General features: G+C 66.8%; 25 protein-coding genes and 3 tRNA genes. 18 read left to right on the forward strand and 10 right to left on the reverse strand.

What is annotated here, in order from left to right:
- Positions 1–660 precede the first annotated feature (660 nt).
- Genes JTE92_RS16400 through JTE92_RS16420 form a run of 5 tightly spaced genes read left to right on the forward strand, consistent with a single transcriptional unit; the run spans position 661 to position 4,623 of the window.
- Positions 661–1,377, forward strand: coding sequence for an ABC transporter permease (locus JTE92_RS16400; protein WP_063237136.1), 717 nt, complete (start codon positions 661–663; stop codon positions 1,375–1,377).
- Positions 1,378–1,404: 27 nt separating this feature from the next.
- Positions 1,405–2,355, forward strand: a complete 951-nt coding sequence (locus tag JTE92_RS16405) for a glycine betaine ABC transporter substrate-binding protein (RefSeq protein ID WP_063237137.1) — start codon at positions 1,405–1,407, stop codon at positions 2,353–2,355.
- A 10-nt stretch (positions 2,356–2,365) separates the two neighbouring features.
- Complete coding sequence (locus JTE92_RS16410) at positions 2,366–3,016, forward strand: ABC transporter permease (RefSeq protein WP_018312364.1); 651 nt, start codon at positions 2,366–2,368, stop codon at positions 3,014–3,016.
- On the forward strand, positions 3,013–4,188 hold the full coding sequence (locus tag JTE92_RS16415) for an osmoprotectant ABC transporter ATP-binding protein OsmV (protein WP_063237138.1): 1,176 nt from the start codon (positions 3,013–3,015) through the stop codon (positions 4,186–4,188). Before JTE92_RS16410 ends, JTE92_RS16415 begins: the two co-directional genes overlap by 4 nt.
- A gap of 60 nt (positions 4,189–4,248) precedes the next feature.
- Positions 4,249–4,623 carry a hypothetical protein gene (locus JTE92_RS16420; protein ID WP_063237139.1) on the forward strand — a complete coding sequence of 125 codons (375 nt, stop codon included), beginning with the start codon at positions 4,249–4,251 and terminating at the stop codon, positions 4,621–4,623.
- 43 nt (positions 4,624–4,666) lie between these two features.
- On the opposite strand, the gene JTE92_RS16425 is transcribed toward JTE92_RS16420, so the two are convergent.
- Positions 4,667–4,756 (reverse strand) — tRNA-Ser (locus tag JTE92_RS16425).
- Between the two features lie 285 nt (positions 4,757–5,041).
- Between JTE92_RS16425 and JTE92_RS16430 the strand changes: the two genes are divergently transcribed.
- A complete protein-coding gene (locus tag JTE92_RS16430) occupies positions 5,042–5,548 on the forward strand; it encodes an outer membrane lipoprotein (RefSeq protein WP_063237140.1) in 507 nt (168 codons plus the stop codon).
- 77 nt (positions 5,549–5,625) lie between these two features.
- Here the strand turns inward: JTE92_RS16430 and hemW are convergent, their stop codons facing one another.
- From hemW to JTE92_RS16455, 5 genes are all read right to left on the reverse strand, one after another.
- Positions 5,626–6,870 carry a radical SAM family heme chaperone HemW gene (gene hemW, locus JTE92_RS16435; protein WP_063237141.1) on the reverse strand — a complete coding sequence of 415 codons (1,245 nt, stop codon included), beginning with the start codon at positions 6,868–6,870 and terminating at the stop codon, positions 5,626–5,628.
- Positions 6,867–7,484 carry an RdgB/HAM1 family non-canonical purine NTP pyrophosphatase gene (rdgB, locus tag JTE92_RS16440; protein ID WP_063237142.1) on the reverse strand — a complete coding sequence of 206 codons (618 nt, stop codon included), beginning with the start codon at positions 7,482–7,484 and terminating at the stop codon, positions 6,867–6,869. The genes hemW and rdgB overlap by 4 nt, the downstream gene beginning before the upstream one ends.
- 14 nt (positions 7,485–7,498) lie before the next feature.
- A complete protein-coding gene (gene rph, locus JTE92_RS16445) occupies positions 7,499–8,218 on the reverse strand; it encodes a ribonuclease PH (protein ID WP_063237143.1) in 720 nt (239 codons plus the stop codon).
- A gap of 109 nt (positions 8,219–8,327) precedes the next feature.
- Positions 8,328–9,242: a PP2C family protein-serine/threonine phosphatase gene (locus JTE92_RS16450; protein ID WP_063237144.1), complete on the reverse strand. Its 915-nt coding sequence runs from the start codon at positions 9,240–9,242 to the stop codon at positions 8,328–8,330.
- A 55-nt stretch (positions 9,243–9,297) separates the two neighbouring features.
- Complete coding sequence (locus JTE92_RS16455) at positions 9,298–10,335, reverse strand: serine/threonine protein kinase (protein WP_063237145.1); 1,038 nt, start codon at positions 10,333–10,335, stop codon at positions 9,298–9,300.
- Between the two features lie 217 nt (positions 10,336–10,552).
- Between JTE92_RS16455 and JTE92_RS16460 the strand changes: the two genes are divergently transcribed.
- The 4 genes from JTE92_RS16460 (at position 10,553) to JTE92_RS16475 (ending at position 15,118) form a co-directional block, all read left to right on the forward strand.
- Positions 10,553–11,488, forward strand: coding sequence for a YicC/YloC family endoribonuclease (locus tag JTE92_RS16460; protein WP_063237146.1), 936 nt, complete (start codon positions 10,553–10,555; stop codon positions 11,486–11,488).
- Between the two features lie 45 nt (positions 11,489–11,533).
- Positions 11,534–12,196: a guanylate kinase gene (gene gmk / locus JTE92_RS16465; RefSeq protein ID WP_063237147.1), complete on the forward strand. Its 663-nt coding sequence runs from the start codon at positions 11,534–11,536 to the stop codon at positions 12,194–12,196.
- 95 nt (positions 12,197–12,291) lie between these two features.
- Positions 12,292–12,495 carry a DNA-directed RNA polymerase subunit omega gene (rpoZ, locus tag JTE92_RS16470; RefSeq protein WP_006578656.1) on the forward strand — a complete coding sequence of 68 codons (204 nt, stop codon included), beginning with the start codon at positions 12,292–12,294 and terminating at the stop codon, positions 12,493–12,495.
- A gap of 208 nt (positions 12,496–12,703) precedes the next feature.
- Entirely contained in the window at positions 12,704–15,118 is a 2,415-nt protein-coding gene (locus JTE92_RS16475) for a RelA/SpoT family protein (RefSeq protein ID WP_063237148.1), read from the forward strand.
- A 105-nt stretch (positions 15,119–15,223) separates the two neighbouring features.
- Here the strand turns inward: JTE92_RS16475 and greB are convergent, their stop codons facing one another.
- A complete protein-coding gene (gene greB / locus JTE92_RS16480) occupies positions 15,224–15,787 on the reverse strand; it encodes a transcription elongation factor GreB (RefSeq protein WP_063237149.1) in 564 nt (187 codons plus the stop codon).
- Positions 15,788–15,921: 134 nt separating this feature from the next.
- Between greB and JTE92_RS16485 the strand changes: the two genes are divergently transcribed.
- The 3 genes from JTE92_RS16485 (at position 15,922) to JTE92_RS16495 (ending at position 16,632) form a co-directional block, all read left to right on the forward strand.
- Positions 15,922–15,998: transfer RNA gene (locus tag JTE92_RS16485), tRNA-Arg, on the forward strand.
- Between the two features lie 186 nt (positions 15,999–16,184).
- Entirely contained in the window at positions 16,185–16,445 is a 261-nt protein-coding gene (locus tag JTE92_RS16490) for a hypothetical protein (protein WP_063237150.1), read from the forward strand.
- Between the two features lie 111 nt (positions 16,446–16,556).
- Positions 16,557–16,632 (forward strand) — tRNA-Met (locus tag JTE92_RS16495).
- 127 nt (positions 16,633–16,759) lie between these two features.
- Here the strand turns inward: JTE92_RS16495 and JTE92_RS16500 are convergent.
- A complete protein-coding gene (locus JTE92_RS16500; RefSeq protein WP_063237151.1) occupies positions 16,760–17,041 on the reverse strand; it encodes a hypothetical protein in 282 nt (93 codons plus the stop codon).
- A gap of 180 nt (positions 17,042–17,221) precedes the next feature.
- Here JTE92_RS16500 and JTE92_RS16505 point away from each other — a divergent pair, with 180 nt between their 5' ends.
- A complete protein-coding gene (locus JTE92_RS16505; RefSeq protein WP_063237152.1) occupies positions 17,222–17,905 on the forward strand; it encodes a Fe2+-dependent dioxygenase in 684 nt (227 codons plus the stop codon).
- 70 nt (positions 17,906–17,975) lie between these two features.
- On the opposite strand, the gene JTE92_RS16510 is transcribed toward JTE92_RS16505, so the two are convergent.
- Positions 17,976–18,290 carry a hypothetical protein gene (locus tag JTE92_RS16510; protein ID WP_063237153.1) on the reverse strand — a complete coding sequence of 105 codons (315 nt, stop codon included), beginning with the start codon at positions 18,288–18,290 and terminating at the stop codon, positions 17,976–17,978.
- A gap of 155 nt (positions 18,291–18,445) precedes the next feature.
- The gene (pdxR, locus tag JTE92_RS16515) at positions 18,446–19,894 is read right to left on the reverse strand and encodes a MocR-like pyridoxine biosynthesis transcription factor PdxR (RefSeq protein ID WP_063237154.1); all 1,449 of its coding nucleotides are present in this window, start codon (positions 19,892–19,894) and stop codon (positions 18,446–18,448) included.
- Between the two features lie 144 nt (positions 19,895–20,038).
- Here pdxR and JTE92_RS16520 point away from each other — a divergent pair, with 144 nt between their 5' ends.
- The 4 genes from JTE92_RS16520 (at position 20,039) to lpxO (ending at position 23,491) form a co-directional block, all read left to right on the forward strand.
- Positions 20,039–20,482, forward strand: a complete 444-nt coding sequence (locus tag JTE92_RS16520) for a carboxymuconolactone decarboxylase family protein (RefSeq protein ID WP_063237155.1) — start codon at positions 20,039–20,041, stop codon at positions 20,480–20,482.
- A 220-nt stretch (positions 20,483–20,702) separates the two neighbouring features.
- Positions 20,703–22,091, forward strand: coding sequence for a DUF2252 domain-containing protein (locus JTE92_RS16525; RefSeq protein ID WP_232353345.1), 1,389 nt, complete (start codon positions 20,703–20,705; stop codon positions 22,089–22,091).
- 35 nt (positions 22,092–22,126) lie between these two features.
- Positions 22,127–22,450 carry a hypothetical protein gene (locus tag JTE92_RS16530; protein WP_063237156.1) on the forward strand — a complete coding sequence of 108 codons (324 nt, stop codon included), beginning with the start codon at positions 22,127–22,129 and terminating at the stop codon, positions 22,448–22,450.
- Positions 22,451–22,588: 138 nt separating this feature from the next.
- Positions 22,589–23,491, forward strand: coding sequence for a lipid A hydroxylase LpxO (gene lpxO, locus JTE92_RS16535; RefSeq protein ID WP_063237157.1), 903 nt, complete (start codon positions 22,589–22,591; stop codon positions 23,489–23,491).
- Positions 23,492–23,565: the final 74 nt, after the last annotated feature.

Here is a 23,565-nt window from a genome sequence, read left to right on the forward strand (position 1 = left end):
CGGGAGGCGCTGCGATCGTGCCGCGCTATCCCGTCGTTTCAGCTACCTCGTCAATTTAGTGGTTTGGCTGGGAAAGAGTAGAGGGCGGGAAGGCAACAGATTGTTCCATCCATGGGTCGGCGTTGGCAGGGGCTGCTATCGAAATTGGAACAAAGCAAGCGCGGCGCAAACGCCGGCGACCAGTGCCGCGAACGCCTCGTGGAAGCATAAAATTGCCGCAAAACAGGGGCGGGAAAGCGGGAAGATGACAGGATCGAAGAAGATCGCTATAATAGCGCTCTCTTTGTCATCCGTTGATGTGAATTGCAAGGTGGCCGAATCCGCGCCAGCCCTTGCCAGTCAACGGCCAATAGATCGGCGGCGCGTCGAAAAACCTCAATACCTGCGCTGCCACTGGCCAACCGGTCGCCACGCTTGCGCGTCGCCGGTTGCGCCGCTTCAGGGAAGGCCCGGCTGCATATGCCGGCATCCCGTCAATCGGGCTCCCCGCCACGGCGGAAGAGCCCACAGACCGTCCGCCGGCAATCGTGCCGGTCATGGCGGCAATGCAATCTGAACCGGGTCGGTGGCGCCTCCATCTTCGCAATCACCAGCCCATATTGTTTTCCGTTGTTGGAAAGTGGCGTCTTGCGCTCTTTTCTGGCCGGAGGAGGGGAGAGTATGTCAAAGCAATCGGCACGGGCTTTTGCCTGGGCAGGACTGACGCTTGCCGCGCTGGCCGGATTAGTCGCGTGGATCGGCGTCGATGTGATTCAGAAATATCAGGAACGCCTGCTGTACGACGTGGTTGACCATCTGCGCCTGGTGGCGATGTCCATGGCGCTGGCGCTGGCGACCGGCATTCCGGCCGGCATCGCGCTGAGCCGTCCGTGCATGCGCCGCTGGGCCGACCGGCTGATGCAGGTCTTCAACGTCGGCAACACGGTGCCGTCGCTGGCGGTGCTGGCGCTCGCGCTGGCGGTGCTCGGCATCGGCGAGCGCCCGGCGATCCTGGCGCTGTGGCTGGCTTCGCTGCTGCCGATCGTGCGCAACACCTACGAGGGGCTGCGCAACGTCTCGCCCACGCTGCTGGAAGCGGCGCGCGGCATCGGCATGACGCCGGCGCAGCGGCTGGTGCGCGTGGAACTGCCGAACGCGCTGCCGGTGATGCTGGCCGGCATCCGCATCGCGCTGGTGATCAACGTCGGCACCGTGCCGCTGTCGTTCCTGATTGGCGCCAACAGCCTGGGCGAACTGATCTTCCCGGGCATTTACCTGAACAACCAGTCGCTGCTGCTGCTGGGCGCGGCCGCCACCGCGCTGCTGGCGCTGGCGCTGGATGCGCTGTTTGCCGCTGCCGGCCAGATGTACCTGCGCCGCCGCGGGCTGGCGCGCTGATCCGAGGGGGCCGACATGAAAGACCCGATGCAATTCATCCGCCGCCGTGCGCGGCGCGCCGCGATGCTGGTGGCAGCCGTCACCGCGTTCGCGGCAGGACTGGCGCTGGCCACGGCGCCCGATGCGCACGCCGCCGCTGCCGCCGATACTGCCGCGGCACCGATCCGTGTAGGCGGCAAGAACTTTACCGAGCAGCTGCTGCTGTCGTCGATGACGTCGAAGTACCTGCGCGCCAAGGGCTTCAGCACCGAGCTGACCGCCGGCCTGGGCAGCACGCTGATGCGCCAGGCCATGGAAAGCAACCAGCTCGACGTGGTCTGGGACTACACCGGCACCGCACTGATCGTGTTCAACAAGGTCCAGGAAAAGCTGGGCGCGAAGGAAAGCTATGAGCGCGTCAGGCAGATGGACGGCGCGCGCGGGCTGGTGTGGCTGGATGCCTCGGGCATCAACAACACCTACGCGCTGGCGATGCCGAAGGAGCGTGCCGGCAACGGCGTGACCACGCTGTCGGGGTTTGCCGAGCAGATGCGCAAGGCCGGCCCCGACGCCAGCCACCCGTTCGCGGTCGACATGGAGTTCGCCGCGCGCCCGGATGGCCTGGAGCCGCTCAAGGAACTGTACACGCTGCCGTTCTCGCGCCGCGACGTGATCCAGCTCGACCCGGGCCTGGTCTACACCGCGCTGAAGAACAACCAGGTCGAGCTGGGGCTGGTCTACGCCACCGACGGCCGCGTCAAGGGCTTCGACCTCGTGCTGCTGGAAGACGACCTGAATTTCTTCCCGCCGTACAACGCGGTGCCGGTGGTGCGCAAGGCGGTGCTCGACAAGCACCCGGAGCTGGCGGGCCTGCTCAATGCGCTCGCCGCCAGGCTCGACAACGAGAGCATGACCGACATGAACTACAAGGTGGACATCGGCCAGCAGCCGGTGGACAAGGTCGCGGAGGACTTCCTGCGCAGCCACGGACTGATCTGAGGAGGGCCGCATGGACTTGTTCTCGTACCTGCAACACAGCTGGCCCACGCTGCTGAAAATGACCGGCGAGCATCTCGCGCTGGTCGGCTCGGCGGTGGGGCTGGCGATCCTGATCGGCGTGCCGCTCGGCATCGTGATCACGCGCTTCCGCGCGCTGGCCACGCCGCTGCTGGCCTTGGCCACCATCGTGCTGACGCTGCCGTCCATCGCGCTGTTCGGGCTGATGATCCCGGTCTTCGCGCGCTTCGGCCATGCGCTCGGCTATGTGCCGGCGGTGACGGCGGTGTTTCTGTACTCGCTGCTGCCGATCATGCGCAACACCTACACCGCGCTGGCCAATGTCGATCCCGGCATCCAGGAGGCGGGCCGCGGCATCGGCATGACCACCTGGCAGCGCATGCGGCTGGTCGACCTGCCGCTGGCCGTGCCGGTGATCCTCGGCGGCGTGCGTACCGCCGTGGTGATGAATATCGGGGTTGCCACCATTGCCGCCATCATCGGCGCGGGTGGCCTTGGGGTGCTGATCCTGCAGGCGATCAGCCAGAGCAACATGAGCAAGCTGGCCGTGGGCGCGGTCCTGGTCAGCCTGCTCGCCATCGTGGCGGACGCCTTCCTGCAGTGGTTGCAGCGGGCGCTGACGCCGAAGGGGATCCGTCTATGATCGAACTCGACCAACTCACCAAGTCCTTCCAGCAGAAAGACGGCACCGAAGTGCGTGCCGTCGACGCTGTGTCGCTGACGGTGCCGAACGGCGAGATCTGCGTCTTCCTCGGCCCGTCGGGCTGCGGCAAGACCACCACGCTGAAGATGATCAACCGGCTGATCGAGCCGACCTCGGGCACGGTGCGCATCGAGGGCGAGGACACGCGCGGCATCGACGGCGTGACCCTGCGCCGCAAGATCGGCTATGTGATCCAGCAGATCGGCCTGTTCCCCAACATGACCATCGAAGAAAACATCATGGTCGTGCCGCGCCTGCTCGGCTGGGACAAGAAGCAGTGCCGCGAGCGCGCGCGCGAGCTGATGGCGATGGTGCAGCTCGATCCCAACCTGATGCTCGGCCGCTACCCGCGCGAGCTGTCGGGCGGGCAGCAGCAGCGCATCGGCGTGATCCGCGCGCTGGCGGCCGATGCGCCGGTGCTGCTGATGGACGAGCCCTTCGGCGCGGTCGACCCCATCAACCGCGAAAGCATCCAGAACGAGTTCCTGCAGATGCAGCGCCAGCTCGGCAAGACCGTGATCATGGTCTCGCACGATATCGACGAGGCGATCAAGCTGGCCGACAAGGTGGCGGTGTTCCGCCGCGGCAGGCTGGTGCAGTTCGACCACCCCGACGCGCTGCTGGCGCACCCGGCCGATGAGTTCGTGCAGGCCTTCGTCGGCCACGACAACACGCTCAAGCGCCTGCTGCTGGTGCGCGCCGGCGACGCCGCCACCATGCCGCCGAGCTGCCGCCCCGACATGCCGCTGGCCGAGGCGCTGGGCGTGATGGACGATGCCGATGTGCGCCACCTGCCGGTGGTGGACGACGCGCAGCGTGCACTGGGCTACGTCACGCGCCGCGATGCGCGTTCGGGTCAGGGCGTGTGCAGCGAAGTGATGCGCCCGTTTGCAGTCACCGCGGCGTTCGACGAGCACCTGCGCATCGTGCTGTCGCGCATGTACCAGCACAACACCAGCTGGCTGCCGGTGATGGGTGCGGACGGCGATTACCTGGGCGAAGTGACGCAGGAATCGATCGCGGGCTACCTCAGCTCGGGCCGTTCGCGCGGCCAGTCGGCGCTGGCAATGCCCACGGCTGCCGCGCCGGCGCCGCTGCGCGCGGCTGCCTGAGCGCAGGGCAAGGCAGGGCGGGGCAAGGCAGGGGGCGAGCATCCGGGCTATGCTTGACGCATGCTCCGCTATTGCCGCTCCCCGCTCTGCCTCGTCGTCGAAACCCGCTGGCTGATCCCGCGCGGGTTTGACGGCTTCACGCCCGGCCCGCTGATCCTGCTGCGGCCCGGCGCCAGCGACGCGCTGATCGAGCACGAGAAGGTCCACGTGCGCCAGTTCTGGCGCAGCTGGGGGCTGATGGGCGTGCTCTATCTCGCCAGCCGGCGCTGGCGGCTGCGCTATGAAGTGGAGGCGTACCGGGAGCAACTGCGGCATTGTCACCCGGACTCGGCACACGCCTTTGCGCGCGTGCTGGCCCAGAAATACCGGCTGAGGATTTCAGAGGCCGAAGCCTACCGGCTGCTGACGCAGTGTCCGGAAGGCTCGCCCAAATAAAAACGGCCCGCACCGGTTGCCTGGTGCGGGCCGTTCTGCTGTCTGGCGGAAGCGGTGAGATTCGAACTCACGGATGGGTCACCCCATCGGCAGTTTTCAAGACTGCTGCCTTAAACCACTCGGCCACGCTTCCGGAAAGTGCGGGCATTGTAGCGCGAAAGGGTGGGCCCTTTGGCGCATTGTTGCCATCGACCTGATGGTCAGGCCGCGCATTATACAAGGGCCTGCATGCCAGCGGGTGGCCTGCGTTGCGGCGAACGCGCGCGCGTAAGCCTCCTGCCACACCGCCGGCCGTGACTGTCGGCGTCTGTCTGACATTGCGGAACCTTCACATGCGGTCGCCGCTCATATTGGAGTGCCCGGGGGCGCAGTGTGTGCCGCATTCCCGGCTTCGGCTGGCAACAGAGGAGAACTCAATATGCGAATGGAAAGCAAGAAATGGCTGATCCTGCCGGCAGCTACCGCGGTGGCGGTGCTGGCCGGTTGTGCTGCGCCGTACAACGGCGGCTACAGCAATACCGGATACAACACGGCGCCGCCTCCGGGCTACCAGACCCCCAACACCACGCAGGCGCCTGCCGGCTCGGTGTACTACGGCCGCGTCGAGTCGATCGAGCCGATCACCACCACGCAAGACAGCTCGGGCCTGCTGGGCACGGTCATCGGCGGTGCCGCCGGCGGCCTGCTGGGCCACCAGATCGGTGGCGGGCGCGGGCAGACCGCGGCCACCATCGGCGGTGCCGTGGTCGGCGCGGTGGCGGGCAACCAGATCGAGAAGCGCGCGGGCAGCAATACGCAGAACGCGTATCGCGTCAATGTGCGGCTGGACGATGGCCGCGTCGCGACCGTGACGCAGTCGAACCTGGGCAACCTGCAAGTCGGCATGCGTGCACGCGTGGCCAACGACATGGCGACGCCGTATTGACGCAAACTTCCGTCTGGAAGCAGAAAGGCCACGCGATTGCGTGGCCTTTCTGCTTGGGGCACCGCTGCGTCCGCAACTCAGTCCTTCAGGAACATCTCCTGCAAGTCATTGAGGAAGCGCCGCCCCAGTTCCGTCGGCCGGATGACCGTCAGGTCCGCTTCCAGCAGTCCCTTCTTCTCGGCCTCGGCCAGCTGCTTGCTGATGGTGTGCAGCGGCAGCCCGGTGTAGTCCTGGAAGCTCGATGCAGGCACGCCATCGGTGAGCCGCAGCGCATTGAGCATGAACTCGAACGGCAACTCATCCGCGCTCACGTCGCGCGCTTCCTGCACGGCGTTGCCCGCAAGCGCCTGCGCCATGTAGGTGGCCGGATGCTTGTGCCGCATCTGGCGCAGGATGCGGTGCGGGAACGACAGCTTGCCGTGCGCGCCCGCGCCGATGCCAAGGTAGTCGCCGAAACGCCAGTAGTTGAGGTTGTGGCGCGCCTCGCGATGCGGCCTGGCATAGGCCGAGGTCTCGTAGTGGCGATAGCCCGCCCCGGCCGTGCGTGCCTCGATCAGGTCCTGCATCTCGTACGCGCTGTCGTCGTCCGGCAGCGCGGGCGGGAACTTGGCGAACAGCGTGTTCGGCTCCAGCGTCAGGTGGTACAGCGACAGATGCGTGGTGCCGTACGACAGCGCGGCTTCCAGGTCTTGCCGGCACTCTTCCAGCGTCTGCCCGGGCAGGGCGTACATCACGTCGAGGTTGATGTTGTCGAAGCTCGCCTGCGCGATATCGATCGCCTTGCGCGCCTCGGCGCCGCCATGGATGCGGCCGAGCGCCTGCAGGTGCCGGTCGTTGAAGCTCTGGATGCCGATCGACAGCCGGTTGATGCCGCTGGCGCGGTAGCTGGCGAACTTGTCGGCCTCGAAGGTGCCGGGGTTGGCCTCCATCGTGATCTCGGCATCGGCATCGAGCGGCAGCAGGGCGCGGAGATCGGACAGCAGCCGGTCCATGCCGGCGGCCGACAGCAGGCTGGGGGTGCCGCCGCCGATAAACACGGTATGGACAGGGCGGCCCCACACCAGCGGCAGCGATTGCTCCAGGTCCGCGCGCAGGGCGTCCAGGTAGATCTCTTCGGGGATCTCGTGGTTGTCGGCACCCGGCGCCGCGTGCGAATTGAAATCGCAATACGGGCACTTGCGCACGCACCAGGGGATATGCACGTACAGCGACAGCGGCGGCGAGCCGGGCAGGCTGATCTGCCCGGGCTTGAGCCATAGCTGCTTGCTGTCGACGGGAGCAGCGGCGGACGGCGCGCTGCCGGCCGGTACGATCGGGATCATCGTCCGTTGCGCTGCGCGGCGTCGGCCTGCAGCCTGGCCACCAGTGCGCGCAGTGCCTGCGCGCGGTGGCTGACCGTGTTCTTCTCTTCCGCCGACAGCTCGGCGGCAGTCTTGCCCAGCCCCGGCAGCAGGAAGTGCGGATCGTAGCCAAAGCCGCCCGCGCCGCGGGGCGCGTCGACGACCTCGCCATGCCACACGCCTTCGGCGATCAGCGGGCAGGGATCCTCGGCATGGTGCACGAACACCAGCACGCAGTAGTAGTGCGCGTGGCGATCCAGCTTGCCGGCCAGTTGCGACACCAGGTGCGCGTTGTTGGCCGCATCCGACCTGGGCTTGCCGGCCATCTGCGCATAGCGCGCCGAATAGACGCCGGGTGCGCCGCCGAGCGCGCGCGCGCTGATGCCGGAATCGTCGGCCAGCGCGGGCAGGCCGGACAGCCGGCTGGCGTGGCGCGCCTTGGTCAGCGCGTTCTCGACAAAGGTGACGAAGGGCTCTTCGGCCTCGGGAATGCCCAGGTCACCCTGCGGCACCACATCGAAGCCGAGCGGGGCCAGCAGCGTGCCGAACTCGCGCAGCTTGCCGGGATTGTTGGAGGCGAGTACCAGTCGTTGCATCGTCGGATCCTGCTTCAGGCCAAACCGAGCGCGTCGCGCTGATGCTGCACCAGGCGGGCGATGCCGGCTTCGGCAAGGCGCGTCATGGCGTCCAGGTCGGCGCGGCTGAAGGGGGCGCCTTCGGCGGTGCCCTGCACCTCGACAAAGCCGCCGCTGCCGGTCATGACCACGTTCATGTCGGTGTCACAGCTGCTGTCCTCGGCGTAGTCGAGGTCGAGCACCGGCACGCCGTCGACCATGCCGACCGAGACCGCGGCCACGTGGTCCCGGATCGGGCTGGCGGCGATCAGGCCATCGCGCAGCATGGTGGCGACCGCGTCGTGCGCGGCGACAAAGGCGCCGGTGATGGCCGCGGTGCGGGTGCCGCCGTCGGCCTGCAGCACGTCGCAGTCGAGGTGGATGGTGTGCTCGCCCAGCGCCGCCAGGTCGAATACCGAGCGCATGGCGCGGCCGATCAGGCGCTGGATTTCCTGCGTGCGGCCGGTCTGCTTGCCGCGCGCGGCCTCGCGGTCCGAGCGCGTGTGGGTGGCGCGGGGCAGCATGCCGTACTCGGCCGTGACCCAGCCTTCGCCGCTGCCTTTCTTGTGCGGCGGCACCTTGGCGAGCACGCTGGCGGTGCACAGCACCTTGGTGTCGCCAAAGGCACAGAGGACGGAGCCCTCGGCGTGGCGGGTGTAGTGGCGGGTAAGGCTGATGGAACGCAGCGCATCGGCTGCGCGGCCGCTGGGTCGCATGGGATGTTCGGGTCGGAATCGGGGGAGAGACCGCGATTCTAACGCCGCCGGCCCGCGCGCGCTGCATACCCGCGCGCGGCGACAGGCAGAGGCCGTCCCGGCGAACAGGTCAGCGCATCAGGTTGCTGGTCTTGTCGATGGCCGCGCGGATCTCGGCGATCGAGCGCTCGATCTCTTCCTCGGACAGCAGGTCGCTGTCCGTGCCGGTGCGGTCCAGGATCGACGTGGTGAACGCATTCAGCGGCAACGTATCGGTCATCACCGAATCCGGCCCGGTGGCGTTGTTGTCGAGCTCCCACATCATGGCGATGCCGGTGGTGTTGTCGGCACCTTCGCCGGCGTTCTGCAGCGCCAGCTCGATCAGCGCCGGCACCGCCTGCACCACCGACAGCCGCGACAGCCTGTCGACCAGCGCCTGCTCGTCCAGCGGCCCCCACAGGCCGTCGGAGCAGAGCAGGGCGACGTCGCCGGGCTCCAGCCGCACCGGGCCGCCCAGGTCGATCAGCGGCAGGTTGGGCGAGCCCAGGCAGTTGTAGAGCTTGTTGCGCTCGGGGTGGTTGGCCACGTGCATCGGCAGCACGCGTTCCTGCTGCAGCAGGTTCTCGATCTTGGAGTGGTCGCGCGTGCGCGTCAGCAGCCGGCCCTTGCGCAGCAGGTAGTAGCGGGAGTCGCCGGCATGGGCCCAGTAGACCTGGCCGTGCTGGACCAGGCAGCAGACCACCGTGGTGCGCGGCACGTCGGGCATCCGGTTGGCTTCCGCGTAGCGGTGGATTTCGCGGTGCGCCAGCATGATGGCGTCCTGCAGGAACTCCGCGGGGTTGCGCACCACCGGGCGCGCCTGGGTCTGGAACTGGCGCGCCAGCGTCTGCAATGCCTGCTGCGCCGCGACTTCGCCGTGCGCATGGCCGCCCAGCCCGTCGGCCAGCACCATCAGCAGCGCATCGCGCGTGAAGCAATAGCCCATGCGGTCCTGGTTGACACGGCGGCCGCCTTTCCTGCTTTCCTGGTAGACAGAGAATCGCATGTTGGCTTTTGAAATTCAGTAAGGTCACCGCGCCACGGTGGGCGCGATCTGTGATTTATTCTGCGCTCGCGCCGGGGGCCGGCTCGTCGCGGCGGCGCAGCAGCGTGAGGAAGCGCGAAGCGGGGGCAGGGCGCTCGGCAGGGGCTGGCGGCGCGGCCGCCAGCAGCGCCTGTTCGCTCAGCGCGTTGGTCTGCTCGCGCAGTTCCTTCTGCAGCCGGAACACGCTCTGTGGCCGCTCCGACGGCGCCAGCCGCAGGCACCATTCGACCAGGTCGACCAGGCCGTTGGTATAGCTGCTGCGCAGCCGCACCAGCGCCTCGCCCATGCGGTCTTCTTTCTCGCGCTGGTTGGCTTCCTGCGGCGGCATGCCGGCCATGCAGGCATAGAGCGTGGCCCCCAGGCTGTAGATATCGGACCAGGGACCCAGGTCGGAATGCTTGCCGTACAGCTCGGGCGCGGCGAAGCCGGGCGTGTACATCGGCTGGAAGCGCGCCGCTTCCATGGTCAGCGTCTGCCGTGCGGCGCCGAAATCCAGCAGGATCGGCGACTCGTCCTCGCGCAGGTAGATATTGCCGGGCTTGATGTCCAGGTGCAGCAGCTTGTGGATATGCACTTCGCGCAGGCCGCTCATCAGGTCGTGGAAGACCTTGCGCATGAAATGCTCGCGCAGCACCTTGGCGCGGCCCTGCTGCCGGGCCGCCAGCACGTGCTCCTGCAGCGTCTTGCCCAGCTCGTAGTTCATCACCATGTAGACCGTGGCGTTCTCGCGGAAGAAGTTCACCACGCGCACCACGCTGGGATGGGAAATGCGGGCCAGCGAGCGGCCCTCTTCAAAGAAATACTTGAGGCCGAGCCGGAATGCCGCGGCGTTTTCCTCGGGTACCACCGGGATCAGCTCGCCCGGGTTGCGCCGCGCCAGCGACGACGGCAGGTACTCCTTGATCGCGACCGGCGCGCCGGTTTCATCGGTGGCCAGGTAGACGAAACTGAACCCCCCGCTGGCCAACTTCTTTACAATACGATAGTTGGACAACAGCGTGCCGACGGGCAGCGGTGCACTCTTCGGTTGTGTCGTGCCCTTGGACTCTGTCATGGAAATAGGGGCCGGATTTGCCTCCGCGGATGACTCCGCGGATTTGCCAACGGATTGTCCGGGCTAATCGGTCACTTGTAAAGAACACAAATACGGGCATTGTTGCCCTCCTTTCAACGTTTTGAGAGCGCTCCCGGGGTCCGGTTGCGGGAGGCTCGAGGAGGGTGCCCGCGGGCCGCCAGCGCCCCGGGGCCGCCTCCACTCACGAGAACATCCAATGATCCACAGCATGACAGGCTATGGCCTGGCGACGCGCCAGGCGCCACTGACCAACGCACAGGGCGAGCCGAGCGGGCGCACCGCCTCCGTTTCGGTGGAATTCCGCACTGTCAATTCGCGTTTCCTCGACCTGTTGTTCCGGGCCCCGGAAGAATGCCGCGCCTTTGAGCCGGCGCTGCGCGAGATGCTGATGGCCGAGCTGTCGCGCGGCAAGCTGGAATGCCGCATCAACCTGCAACGCACCGATTCTGGCGGCGCCACGCTGGCGCTCAACGATGGCCTGCTGTCGCAGATCCGTGCGCTGGAGACCACCGTGGCCGGCACCTTCCCCAGCGCCGGCACGCTGCGCATGGGCGAGATCCTGCGCTGGCCGGGCGTGCTGGTCGAGCCCGAGCTGTCGCAGGAAGCATTGCGCGAAGCCGTGACCGGCGCCGCACGCGAGGCGCTGGACCAGCTGCTCGAAGCGCGCCGCCGCGAGGGCGAGGCGCTCAAGGCGACGCTGATGGAGCGCGTCGATGCCATGCTGGCGATCGTCGAGCGCCTGACGCCGGCGATCCCGCAACTGATCGCGCACCACCAGCAGAAGCTGACCGAGCGCCTGCAGGAAGCGTTCAACCTGGCCGCGCCCACCGGCATGCCGTCGATGAGCCGCGACGAGATCGCCGAGCGCATCCGCCAGGAAGCCACCGTCTACGGCATCCGCATCGACATCGCCGAAGAGCTGTCGCGGCTGCAGGCGCACCTGAACGAGACCCGCCACATCCTGAAGAAGGGTGGCCAGGTCGGCAAGCGCCTGGACTTCATGATGCAGGAACTGAACCGCGAGGCCAACACGCTCGGTTCCAAGGCCGCCGCCAAGGAGCTGGCCGATGCGTCGATGGAGCTCAAGCTGCTGATCGAGCAGATGCGCGAGCAGGTCCAGAACCTCGAATAACGCAGTAAAAAACCAGAATCACCCCGAAGTCACCGAATCATCATCATGAGCCAAACGTCTCAAACCGCGCCGCATCCTCCCATCGACACCGTCTACCCGGGCAACCTGTTCATGGTGGTGGCGCCGTCGGGAGCCGGCAAGTCGACGCTGGTCAACGCGCTGCTGGCGCAGGATCCGGCCATCCGCCTGTCGATCTCGCATACCACGCGCGCACCGCGCCCGGGCGAGCAGAACGGCCGCGAGTACCATTTCGTCAGCGTCGACGATTTCCGCGCAGCGCGTGACCGCGGCGAATTCCTGGAGTGGGCCGAAGTTCATGGCAACTACTATGCGACCTCGCGCGTGTGGATCGAGCAGCAGATGGCGCAAGGCAACGACGTGCTGCTCGAGATCGACTGGCAGGGCGCGCAGCAGGTGCACCAGCGCTTTTCCAACGCGGTCGAGATCTTTATCCTGCCGCCGTCGCTGACCGCGCTGGAAGAGCGCCTGAAGAAACGCGGCAAGGATGAGCCCAACGTGATCGTGCGCCGCCTGCTGGCGGCGGGCAGCGAGATGTCGCATGCGTCGGAGTCGGACTACGTCATCATCAACGAGGTCTTCGACGATGCGCTGGAAGAGCTGCGCAACGTGGTTCGGGCTACCCGTCTGCGCTTTTCGTCGCAAAAGGCACGTCACACGGAGCTGTTCATCGAGCTCGGCATCCACTGAGCCGAGGCACGCGAGCGCAGGCGCCGCCGGCGTTTTCCGCCGCGTGCTGTAAAATAGCAACCCAACACAAGGTTTTGTCCCAAGGTGGATTTGATATGGCGCGTATTACCGTCGAAGATTGTCTGAAACACATCCCGAATCGTTTCGAGCTCGCCCTGGCGGCCACGTACCGTGCGCGCCAGCTGGTGCAGGGCCACACGCCCAAGGTCGAGGCCAAGGACAAGCCGACCGTGGTGGCACTGCGCGAGATCGCGTCGGGCCAGGTCGGCATCGAGATGCTGAAGAAGGTCCCGACCTGATCGACCCGATCGAGCGGCCGGCCCATGGCTCATCCTCGCAACGTGCCAGCATATTTCCAGGCTTCCCAGCCGGATTCCAGGGGCCGCCGCCATGCCTTCGCCGCATCTGCCCTCCCAGCCTTCCCCTCCGCCAGCGCCCGCGGCAGGCGCGCACGGCGATGCGTCGCCGCCCGCGGCGCGTAAGCCCACCATCCCGGGCCAGTCTTCCGTGAACGCGCGCACCGGCGCTCCCAATCTTCCCGATCCGCTCGGCGACGATGTCGTCGGGGAGCGTGCCGTCGCGCCCGCGCTGGCGCCGGGCAAGTCGAGGGCGCCCGCGGTGCAGGACGAGCTGGCGGCAGTGCAGGAAGCGGCGCCTCCGGTGGCGGACAGCCTCTTTATCGATGCAGTGCTGGCGCAGTCATACCGGCACTTCTTCGGCCCGACCTCGCAGCCGGCGGTGCCGCCGCGCCAGCAGGTCATTTCCATCACCCGGCTGATGGAAAAGCTCGCGTACCTGAAGGCGCCCGACCTGGCGCGCGTACGCGAGGCCTTCCAGTTTTCCGACGAGGCCCACCTGGGCCAGTACCGCCAGAGCGGCGAGCCCTACATCACCCATCCGGTGGCCGTGGCCGAGCTGTGCGCGGACTGGAAGCTGGATGTGCAGTCCATCATGGCGGCGCTGCTGCACGATGTGATGGAAGACCAGGGCATCACCAAGAGCGAGCTGGCCGAGAAATTCGGCCCCAAGGTCGCCGAACTGGTCGATGGCCTGACCAAGCTGGACAAGCTCGAATTCCAGAGCCGCGAGCAGGCGCAGGCGGAAAGCTTCCGCAAGATGCTGCTGGCGATGGCGCGCGACGTGCGCGTGATCCTGGTGAAGCTGGCCGACCGTACGCACAACATGCGCACGCTCGACTTCGTGCCGCCGGAGAAGCGCCGCCGCATCGCGCTGGAGACCATGGAGATCTATGCGCCGATCGCGCACCGTCTCGGTCTCAACACGATCTACCGCGAGCTGCAGGAGCTGTCGTTCAAGGTCGGCTCGCCGTTCCGCTACGCCACGCTTGAAAAAGCGGTCAAGGCAGCGCGCGGCAACCGGCGCGAGGTGGTCAAGCGCATCCTCGAGGCCGCGCAGAAGGGACTGGCCGATGCCGGCATCGTGGCCGAACTGTCCGGCCGCGAGAAAACGCTGTACAGCATCTACCGCAAGATGCACGACAAGCAGCTGTCGTTCTCGCAGGTGCTGGACGTGTACGGTTTCCGCGTGGTGGTGGAAACGCAGATGCACTGCTACATGGCGATGGGCGCGCTGCACGGCCTGTACAAGCCGATGCCCGGCAAGTTCAAGGACTACATCGCGATCCCCAAGATCAACGGCTACCAGTCGCTGCACACCACGCTGGTGGGTCCGTTCGGCACGCCGGTCGAGTTCCAGATCCGCACGCGCGACATGCACCAGATCGCCGAGGCCGGCGTGGCCGCGCACTGGATGTACAAGCACCAGGCCGACCACGCCAACGATATCCAGCAGCAGGCGCACCAGTGGCTGCAGTCGCTGCTCGATATCCAGAGCCAGACCGGCGATTCGCAGGAATTCCTCGAGCACGTCAAGATCGACCTGTTCCCGGATGCGGTCTACGTGTTCACGCCCAAGGGCCATATCCGCGCGCTGCCGCGCGGCGCCACCGCGCTGGACTTTGCCTACGCGGTGCACAGCGACCTGGGCAACCAGTGCGTCGCGGTCAAGATCAACAACGAGCTGCTGCCGCTGCGCACCGAACTCAAGAGCGGCGATATCGTCGAGGTGGTGACGGCGCCGTACTCCAAGCCGAATCCGGCGTGGCTGTCGTTCGTGCGCACCGGCAAGGCGCGCGCGGCGATCCGCCATTACCTGAAGACCACCAAGCTGGACGAAGCGATCCAGCTCGGCGAGCGGCTGCTGGAACAATGCGCGCGTCAGCTCGGCATCGAGCTGAAGGCGGTGCCGCAGTCGGTGTGGGACCGCATGATCCAGTGGACCGGCAACAAGCAGCGCGAAGACATCTTCGCCGACCTGGCCCTTGGCCGGCGCGTGCCGGCGGTGGTGGCCAAGCGCATGGAGATCCTGCTGCAGGAGCTGTCCGGCGACGTCGACAGCGCGCTGCTGGCGGCGGTGCAGACCTTTGCCGGCGAAGAGGCGCCCGCGGTGCCGATCACCGGCGACGAAGGCATGTCGATGATCTTCTCGGCATGCTGCCGCCCGATCCCGGGCGATTCGATCGTCGGCTACCTGGGCAAGGGCGAAGGGCTGCAGATCCACGTGCAGGACTGCAAGATCGCCAAGCGCCTGCACAGCAAGGATCCGGAGCACTGGATCGACGTGATGTGGGCCAAGAAGACCACGCGTGCCTTCGACGTGTCGATCAAGGTGATGGTGCGCAACGTCAAGGGCATCGTCGCGCGCGTCGCCGCGGACCTGACCGCTGCCGATGCCAACGTCGCGCACGTGGCGATGGAGCAGCAGGACGGCAGCCACCAGGAAGCCACCTACATGCAGTTCGTCATCCAGGTGCAGAGCCGCCTGCACCTGGCCAACGTGATGCGCGGGCTGCGCCGCAACCCGGATGTCATCCGCATCTTCCGCGACCGCAACGACGGCTAGGAGGCCGTTTTAGGACGGCCCTGGCGTCGTTGCGCGGCCTTGCCGCACACTTGTACTGTCTGCGGCCGCGCGCCTGGCCAGGACCGCCCTAAAACGGCCTCCTGGCTATTGTTCCCGGCGCGGGTAGCTGACTTCCAGGATGTCGATCTGCTCGACCCCGGCCGGCGTGCGCAGCGGCACGGTGTCGCCTTCGCGCGCCTTGATCAGCGCCTTGGCGATCGGCGAGATCCAGCTCACGCGGTTGCTGTCCAGGTCCACTTCGTCCATGCCCACGATGGTGATGGTGGTCTCTTCGCCGGCGCGGTTGGCGTAGGTGACGGTGGCGCCGAAGAAGATCTGGTCGTTGTCGCCCTGCAATGAGGGATCGACCACCTCGGCCTTGTCCAGGCGGCGCGTCAGGAAGCGGATGCGGCGGTCGATCTCGCGCAGGCGCTTCTTGCCGTAGAGATAGTCGCCGTTCTCGGAGCGGTCGCCATTGGATGCCGCCCACGACACGATCTGCACCACATCGGGCCGGTCGACGTCGATCAGCTGCATCAGCTCATTGCGCAGGCGGTTGTAGCCTTCGGCGGTGATGTAGTTCTTGGTGCCGGGTGGCAGCGGCGTCGCGCCTTCGGGGAGGTCGTCGTCCTCGTCGCCAGAGGACTCTTTGACAAATGCCTTGTTCATGGTCCGGATCACATCTTCGGGTTCCCATTATAGAAAAACGCTGCGGGCAGGCTCACGCTCGCAAAAAGATGCGAAAAAAGTGTCGAGGGGGGTTCACAAATCTGAAATCTCAGATATAATCTCTTTTCTCGAGTGCGGCTGTAGCTCAGTTGGATAGAGTACTTGGCTACGAACCAAGGGGTCGTGGGTTCGAATCCTGCCAGCCGCGCCACCTATGCAGTAAGAAAAGGGCTTCCGGAAACGGAAGCCCTTTTTGTTTTCCTGCCTCTCTCCCTGTCTTTCCCATCGCTTGTAGTCCCCGCGCCGCCAGCGTTTTTGCTGCGCCACGGCTTGCGCGCGTCCTTGCCGCCTCCTAGGCTCGACTCAAGGGCAGTACAAGCCAAACCGGAGCAATGGCATGGAAAACGACTGGCGCGTCGAGCAGTACCGCGACATGGATGTCTACGTCCAGGTGTCGCCGCAGGGCCAGGGCAGCATCGGTCGATGGGGCTATGAAGTGCGCGTGGCCCAGGAGGGCGTCGATCCCGCCGATGCGGGCGATACCGAAGTGCTGGTGAGCGGCTCGCAGCAGTTCGCCACGCGCCATGCGGCGGAGGTGGCGGCATTCGGTGCCGGCTATGCGCTGGTGGACCGCCTGCTCGGGCCGCCGCCCGAGTGATGCCGGTGCGCGCTTCGCCATGGCATAGATCACGGCATGATCCATGGTGATCGATGGCCAAGAAAAGACTTGCCAGATGTGCGTGAATCCGGCATAATCTTTTTCTTCAGACGCGGGGTGGAGCAGTTGGCAGCTCGTCGGGCTCATAACCCGAAGGTCGCAGGTTCAAGTCCTGCCCCCGCAACCAACACCTTTCGCGGCATCCGCCGCAATTCTTCAGGGTGTTGTTCACAAGGCCGTCCGGCCTGATTCATTCCCAGCTCCGAACTGAACTGCGAACCTCCGCGATGATCGCGCGCGGTGCTTGCTCGTCGTCAGGCCGGCAATCGTTGCGCCGCCTGCAGGAAGGTATTGCGCACCAGCGACTGGTCTTCGCGCTCGGCTGCATCGGCGCGCTCCTGCAATCGCTTGGCCAGCACCGCCAGTGTGCCTTGTGCCTGCGGACCGCCTGCCGCCTGGCATTTGGCTACCGCTTCGCGCATCACGGCATCGAGCTCGGCGCTAACATCGGCACCATCGAAGGCGCTCACAGACAGGGCTGAAATTCGTTCCAGATAGAGATTGACCAGCGCTTCGTCGTGCAGCGGTTCGGACATGTCTTCTCCTTGGCGATGACGGGAATACAAAAACCATTGTAGTGGAGCCGGCGCCTGCGCAAGCTCAAACAATAATGATTCTTGTTCGAGAGATATCCGGGTTCACATACAATACGCGTTCACGACGCGTCCGTCCGGCGTGCGCGCTTTCCCCATTCTTGCCCAAAGGTTGTCGCCACCATGTTGCTGCAGATTCCAGACGTACTTTCCAAGGCCCAGGTGGCGCAGGTCCGGCAGATCATCGACGCCGCGCCATGGACCGATGGCAATGAAACCTCGGGCTACCAGTCGGCGCTGGCCAAGCGCAACCTCCAGCTGCCCGAAGGCTCGCCAGCGGCGCGCCAGGTTGGCGACCTGATCCAGGATGCGCTGGGCAACAACGCGTTGTTCTTCTCGGCGGCACTGCCGCTGAAGGTCTATCCGCCGCTGTTCAACCGCTACGAGGGCGGGCACACCTTTGCCAACCATGTCGACAACGCGATCCGCTACCTGCGTGGCACCAGCTTCCGCATCCGCAGCGACCTGTCGGCAACGCTGTTCCTGACCGAGCCGGACCAGTACGACGGCGGCGAGCTGGTGGTCGAGGACACTTACGGCCAGCAACGCGTGAAGCTGCCGGCCGGGCATATGGTGCTGTACCCGGCCACCAGCGTCCACCACGTGACGCCGGTCACGCGCGGCGCGCGGGTGTCGTCGTTCTTCTGGATCCAGAGCATGGTGCGCGACGATGGCCAGCGCTCGCTGCTGTTCGAGATGGACGGGCGCATCCGCCAGACGGCGCAGGAACTCGGCCAGTCGCATGAAGCCGTGATCGGCCTGACCGGCGTCTACCACAACCTGCTGCGCCGCTGGGCGGACGCCTGAGCGCCGCCGGCGCCCGGCGCCGGTTACCGGATATCGGCGGGGCGCTGCGTCGATGCAACGAAGGGCGCGGCTATTCGTCGCGCCGTCGTCGCATCTGCAGCTGCAACTGCTCGATCGGGGAGGGTTGGATGCGGCGCCGTGCCGCCCGCAGGGCGCGGTTCGGCCACAGCACGTAGTTGGTGTGCGGGTCCAGCGGCTTGCCGAGATACGAGACCCAGACCTGCACGCCGTGTTCGGTTTCGGCGATCACGGCCGCGACGGCGCGCGCCGCGGCGGAAGGGGACTTGAGCAGTTCCGCCAGGGCTTCGACGCCCTGCACGACATGATGCTTTACCCCTGAAAACCATGCGTACTGACGCATGGCGGACAACAAACGCTTGGTCATGAACGCGACTCTGGTGTGGTTGGAAGTGCGAATGAGACTGCGCTCCGTTTGATTTGTTCAACGGAAGCTTGCGGACGCCAGTATGACGGTGCGTGCGCTCCCACGCATTCGGTGCGTACCCTGAGGCCGGCACTTTTGCCGGGGTGGCGGCAGCATCACACGACGCGCGCCGGCTCGGGGGCCAAGGCAGAGAGTACCATTGCCAGCCGGTCGAGCGCCGGGTCGATGTCGAGCAGGTCGATGGCGCCGAAGCCGAGCAGCAGGCCGGCGCAGGTTGGCGGCGGCGTGACATAGAAGGGGTCAAGGGTGGCCAGTTCCAGGTCCGCGAGCCGTGCCATCGCCACCAGCGCGTCGCTGGCCACGGGCACGCGCAACCGCGCCGCCAGGTGAAAGCCCGCCATGGCCGGCAGGGCTTCGAGCCACGGTGACAGGTCGCCGTGCAGCCGCGCCAGCAGCCGCGCGCGCCGCTGTGCATGGCGCGCGTGCGAGCGCCGGATATGGCGCAGCAGGTGTCCCTCCGACAGGAAGCGCGCCAGCGCCTGCTGGATCAGCGTCGGGGTGTACCAGTCCATCAGGTGCTTGACCTTGCGCGCCGCCGGCATCAGCCATGGCGGCACCACCAGGTAGCCGCCGCGCAGGCTGGCCAGCAGCGTCTTGGAAAACGTGCCCAGGTACACCACGCGCCCGTGGCGGTCCAGTGTCTGCAGCGCGTCCAGCGCTTGCCCGCCATAGCGGAACTCGCTGTCGTAATCGTCCTCCAGGATCACTGCGTGGCGGCGCGCGGCCCAGTCGAGCAGCGCCTGCCGCCGCGCCAGGCTCATCGGCACGCCCAGCGGCGACTGGTGCGACGGCGTGACGAAGACCAGTGTCGCCTCGCCGGGCAGCGCCTCCACCACCAGTCCTTCGCCGTCGACCGGCACCGGCACCACGCGCGCGCCCAGCCCCTGGAACAGCGCGCGCGCCATCGGGTAGCCGGGATCCTCCATGGCCACCGCGGCGCCCGGCCCCAGCAGCAGCCGGGCGGCCAGGTCGATGCCCTGCTGCGCGCCGCCGGTGACCAGGATGTCGGTGGGCGCACTCTGCACGCCACGGGTGAAGGCGATATGGGTGGCAATGGCCTGCCGCAGCGGCATCTCGCCGGCCGGGTCGGCGGGGCCGGGCGGGCGCTGCCGCTCCGCCGCCAGTGCCGCGCGCACGCAGCGCGACCAGGCTTCGTGCGGGAAGCGCGCGGCATCGGACTGGCCCGGCTGGAAGGCATAGCGCGCACCACTGACCGGCCCGAGGAAGGGCGTCTCGACCGCCATCCAGCGCTGCACCGCCGGCGGCAGCACCGGCGCGGCGGCGATGCGCACCGGCTTGCGCGCCAGCCCCTCGGCAACATAGGTGCCGTCGCCGACGCGGGCGTGCAGCCAGCCCTCCGCCACCAGCCGCTCGTAGGCGGTGGTCACGGTCTTGCGCGCGACGCCCAGCTGCGTGCCGAGCAGCCGCGTGGGCGGCATGCGCGCGCCGGCTTCCAGGCGCCCGGCCTGGATGGCGTCGCGGATCTGGTGGACGATCTGCGCGGTCAGGTCGCCGGCGTGGTCCAGCGCGAGATGGAGCTCCATGGTCGTTGTCCGAAATTGGTCTACCAAGTTTGACGCAAATTGGCAGTGTACGGAGCCAATCGCGAAGCCTATCGTTGAGTCCAACGGGCCAGCGCCCGCCAATCACTCAACTCAATCACTCAACCGGATCCCTGGAGAATCGACATGGAAGAACGCATGAACTGGCAAGACGTGGCCCCTGACGCCTACAAGGCCATGATCGGCGTGGAGATCTACATTGCCCGCTGCGGGCTGGAAAACAGCCTGAAGGAGCTGGTGAAGATCCGTGCCTCGCAGATCAACGGCTGTGCCTTCTGCCTCGACATGCACGTGACCGACGCGCGCAAGCACGGCGAGAGCGATCGCCGCCTGAGCCTGCTGCCGGCATGGCGCGAAGTGAGCTGGTTCACCGCGCGCGAGCGTGCCGCGCTGGCGTGGACCGAGGCGCTGACGCTGCTGCCGCAGAGCCAGGCGCCTGACGCCGACTACAACGCGGTGCGCGAGCAGTTCTCGGAAAAGGAAATTGCCGACCTGACCCTGCTGATCTCGATGATCAATGCGTGGAACCGCTTCGGCGTCGGTTTCCGCCGCCAGCCGCCGGCGCTCTGACCGCAGCACCACGGTTCGCAGCGCCACAGTTGCCGCCGCGGCCGGTCGATTGACAAGCCGCGGCGCGCTGCATTAGCTTGTGCCACAGAAGCTGCACATATGGCACAACCGCCGGCGCGCCGGCAGGGGAGGCATCGTGGCGATACGGCAAGACGCGGAAACGGATGGCGGCCCGGGAAGGGACCCGGCAAGCGGCGCGGATCCCCAGGATGCCGTCGAGGTGCGCCGCGATCGCGGCAAGGCCGTTCGCCAGCAGGTGCCACGCGGGGCGCACGAGGCGCTGGGCAACCTGGACCGCGATCCCGTCAAGCTGCTCGAGATCAGCAGCGAGGGGCGCGTGCCCCGGCTGGTGCCGCTGCGCTACGGCCGCATGCTGGAATCGCCGTTCGCCTTCTACCGCGGCACCGCCATCATCCAGGCGCACGACCTCGCCGGCACGCCCGACACGGGCCTGACCATGCAGGTCTGCGGCGATGCCCATGTGGCCAACTTCGGGGGCTATGCCACACCCGAACGCGCGCTGCTGTTCGACCTCAACGATTTCGACGAAACCAGCCCCGGTCCGTGGGAATGGGACCTGAAGCGGCTGTGCGCCAGCTTCGTGGTGGCTGCGCGCCATTTGCGCCATCCCGCCGACACCGCCGACGACCTGGTGCGCCAGGCGGCGCGCAGCTACCGGGACCGGATGCAGGCCTACGCCGGGATGGGCATGCTCGACACCTGGTACGACCGCATCACCTTCGAGCGGCTGCTGGACGAAGAGACCTCGCCCAATGTGCAGAAACGCATCCGCCGCGGCATCGAGCGCGCGGCCGACCGTACCCACGAAACGCTGCTGCCCAAGCTGGCCGAACGCGTCGAAGGCCGCTGGCGGATCCTGGACGCGCCTCCCGCCGTGTTTCATGTACGCGGCAAGCAGACGCTGTTCGATCCGGGCGACGACTGGCTGACCGCGGCAGATCCCGAACAGACGCTGGAACAGTCGTTCAAGGACTACCTGTCGACGCTGGCGCCCGACCGGCGCCGGCTGCTGGGCCACTTCACGCGCCACGACCAGGCCTTCAAGGTGGTCGGGGTCGGCAGCGTCGGCACGCGCTGCATGATCCTGCTGATGGTCGACCAGCACGACAAGCCGCTGTTCCTCCAGGTCAAGGAAGCCAGGCGCTCGGTGGTGGCGCGCTTTTTCAAGGGGCCGCAGGCGGCGCACGAGGGGCGCCGCGTGGTCGAGGGCCAGCGCCTGATGCAGGCGGCCAGCGACCTGTTCCTGGGCTGGACCAAGGGGCCGTTCGGGCGGCACTTTTACATGCGGCAGTTGCGCGACATGAAGCTCTCGCCCCAGCTCGAACTGATGGATGCGGAAGTCTTCGGCCGCTACGCCGCGCTGTGCGGCTGGGTGCTGGCGCGGGCGCATGCCAAGGGCAGCGGGCTGGCCGCCGAGGTCAGCGGCTACCTGGGGCGCAGCGACCGGATGACCGATGCGATGGTAGGCTACGCCAATGGCTATGCCGACCAGGTCGAGCGCGACTATGGGCAGTTCGTCGCCGCGTGCCGGTCGGGCCGTCTGGAGGCGCGCACCGACGCCGACATGGCGGGGGAATTCCGCGTATAGCAACGTTGCGTTCACGCTTTGCCAGGAGTCTGCCCATGACAGAAGACACCCTGCTGCAACTGATGGCCGAGGTCGAGAAGGAAGACCCGATCGACTACGCCGACCTGCCGTTCGATGACCGCGCGCTGCGCCAGCTGGCCTGCCGGCTGATCGCGGAGCGCTCGGAGCAGATGGAAGCGTCCGGCATGCCGATGGAAGCGCTGCTGGCCACGATGTGGGCCTCGACCGCGAAGCTGGTGCTCGAGAACCTGGTGCTCAACGCCCGCCTGCTGACGCTGCAGGGCATGCCCGAAGATGCCCAGGCACTGATCGACCGGATTGCGCGCCAGTCGCGCGGCGGGCCCGATCGCGAGTCCTGACAGCCTCCCGTTGCGATGTGCCGCAGTCACCACTGTCTGCGGTGCGCCGTCCATTTCGCTAAAATACCGGTTTTCGCCCAGCCGGCCCGCCGCGCCCGTCATCGTGCGCGCCAGGGCGGCCAACCAGGAGGATTTCGGGTGATCAAGTGGATAATCGTCGCGGGCTACCTCGGTGCCATCCTGTATGTGCACTTCCGCGGCAAGGTAAGGCTGAAGATCTGGCGCCAGCTGCTGGACCATTCGGCGCTGGTCGCGCCGATCAACTGCTTCATGTACGCGTTCTCGGGCGTGCCGCGCACGCCATATATCCCGGTCGATCGTTTCCCGGACCTGGAGAAGCTGCGCGCCGCGTGGCCGGAGATCCGCGACGAAGGCCTGGCGCTGGCCGCGATGCGCAAGATCAAGGCCGCGGACAAGAACGACGACGCCGGCTTCAATTCGTTCTTCAAGTACGGCTGGAAGCGCTTCTACCTGAAGTGGTACGAGGCCCAGCACCCGTCCGCCGAAGTGCTGTGCCCCAAGACCGTGGCGCTGCTGCGCGAGCTGCCGAGCGTGAAGGCCGCGATGTTCGCCGAGCTGCCGCCGGGCGGCAAGCTCAATCCGCACCGCGACCCGTTCGCCGGCTCGCTGCGCTACCACCTGGGCTTGTCCACGCCCAACGATGACCGCTGCTTCATCGAGGTCGACGGCGAGCGCCACAGCTGGCGCGACGGCGAGGGCGTGGTGTTCGACGAGACCTACCTGCACTGGGCCGAGAACCGCAGCGACGCCAACCGGCTGATCCTGTTCTGCGATATCGAGCGGCCGATGCGCTATGGCTGGGCCGCCAGGTTCAACCACTGGATGGGCCGCAAGGTCATGACCGCGGCCAGCTCGCCCAACGACGAGCACGACCAGACCGGCATGATCAACAAGCTGTTCCGCTTTGTCTGGCTGGGCGGGCAATATCGCCGCCGCTTCAAGGCGTGGAACCGCCAGCTGTACTACGTGGCGAAGTTCGGGCTGATCGTGGGGGGCGTGGCGCTGGTCATCTTCCTGTAGTACGCGATGTCATCAGCAAAAGAGCCGGCGCAAGCCGTAATACCGTTCAGTTAATGCATCAAGCACCACTGTCA

Source organism: Cupriavidus oxalaticus, assembly GCF_016894385.1.
Classification (GTDB): domain Bacteria; phylum Pseudomonadota; class Gammaproteobacteria; order Burkholderiales; family Burkholderiaceae; genus Cupriavidus; species Cupriavidus oxalaticus.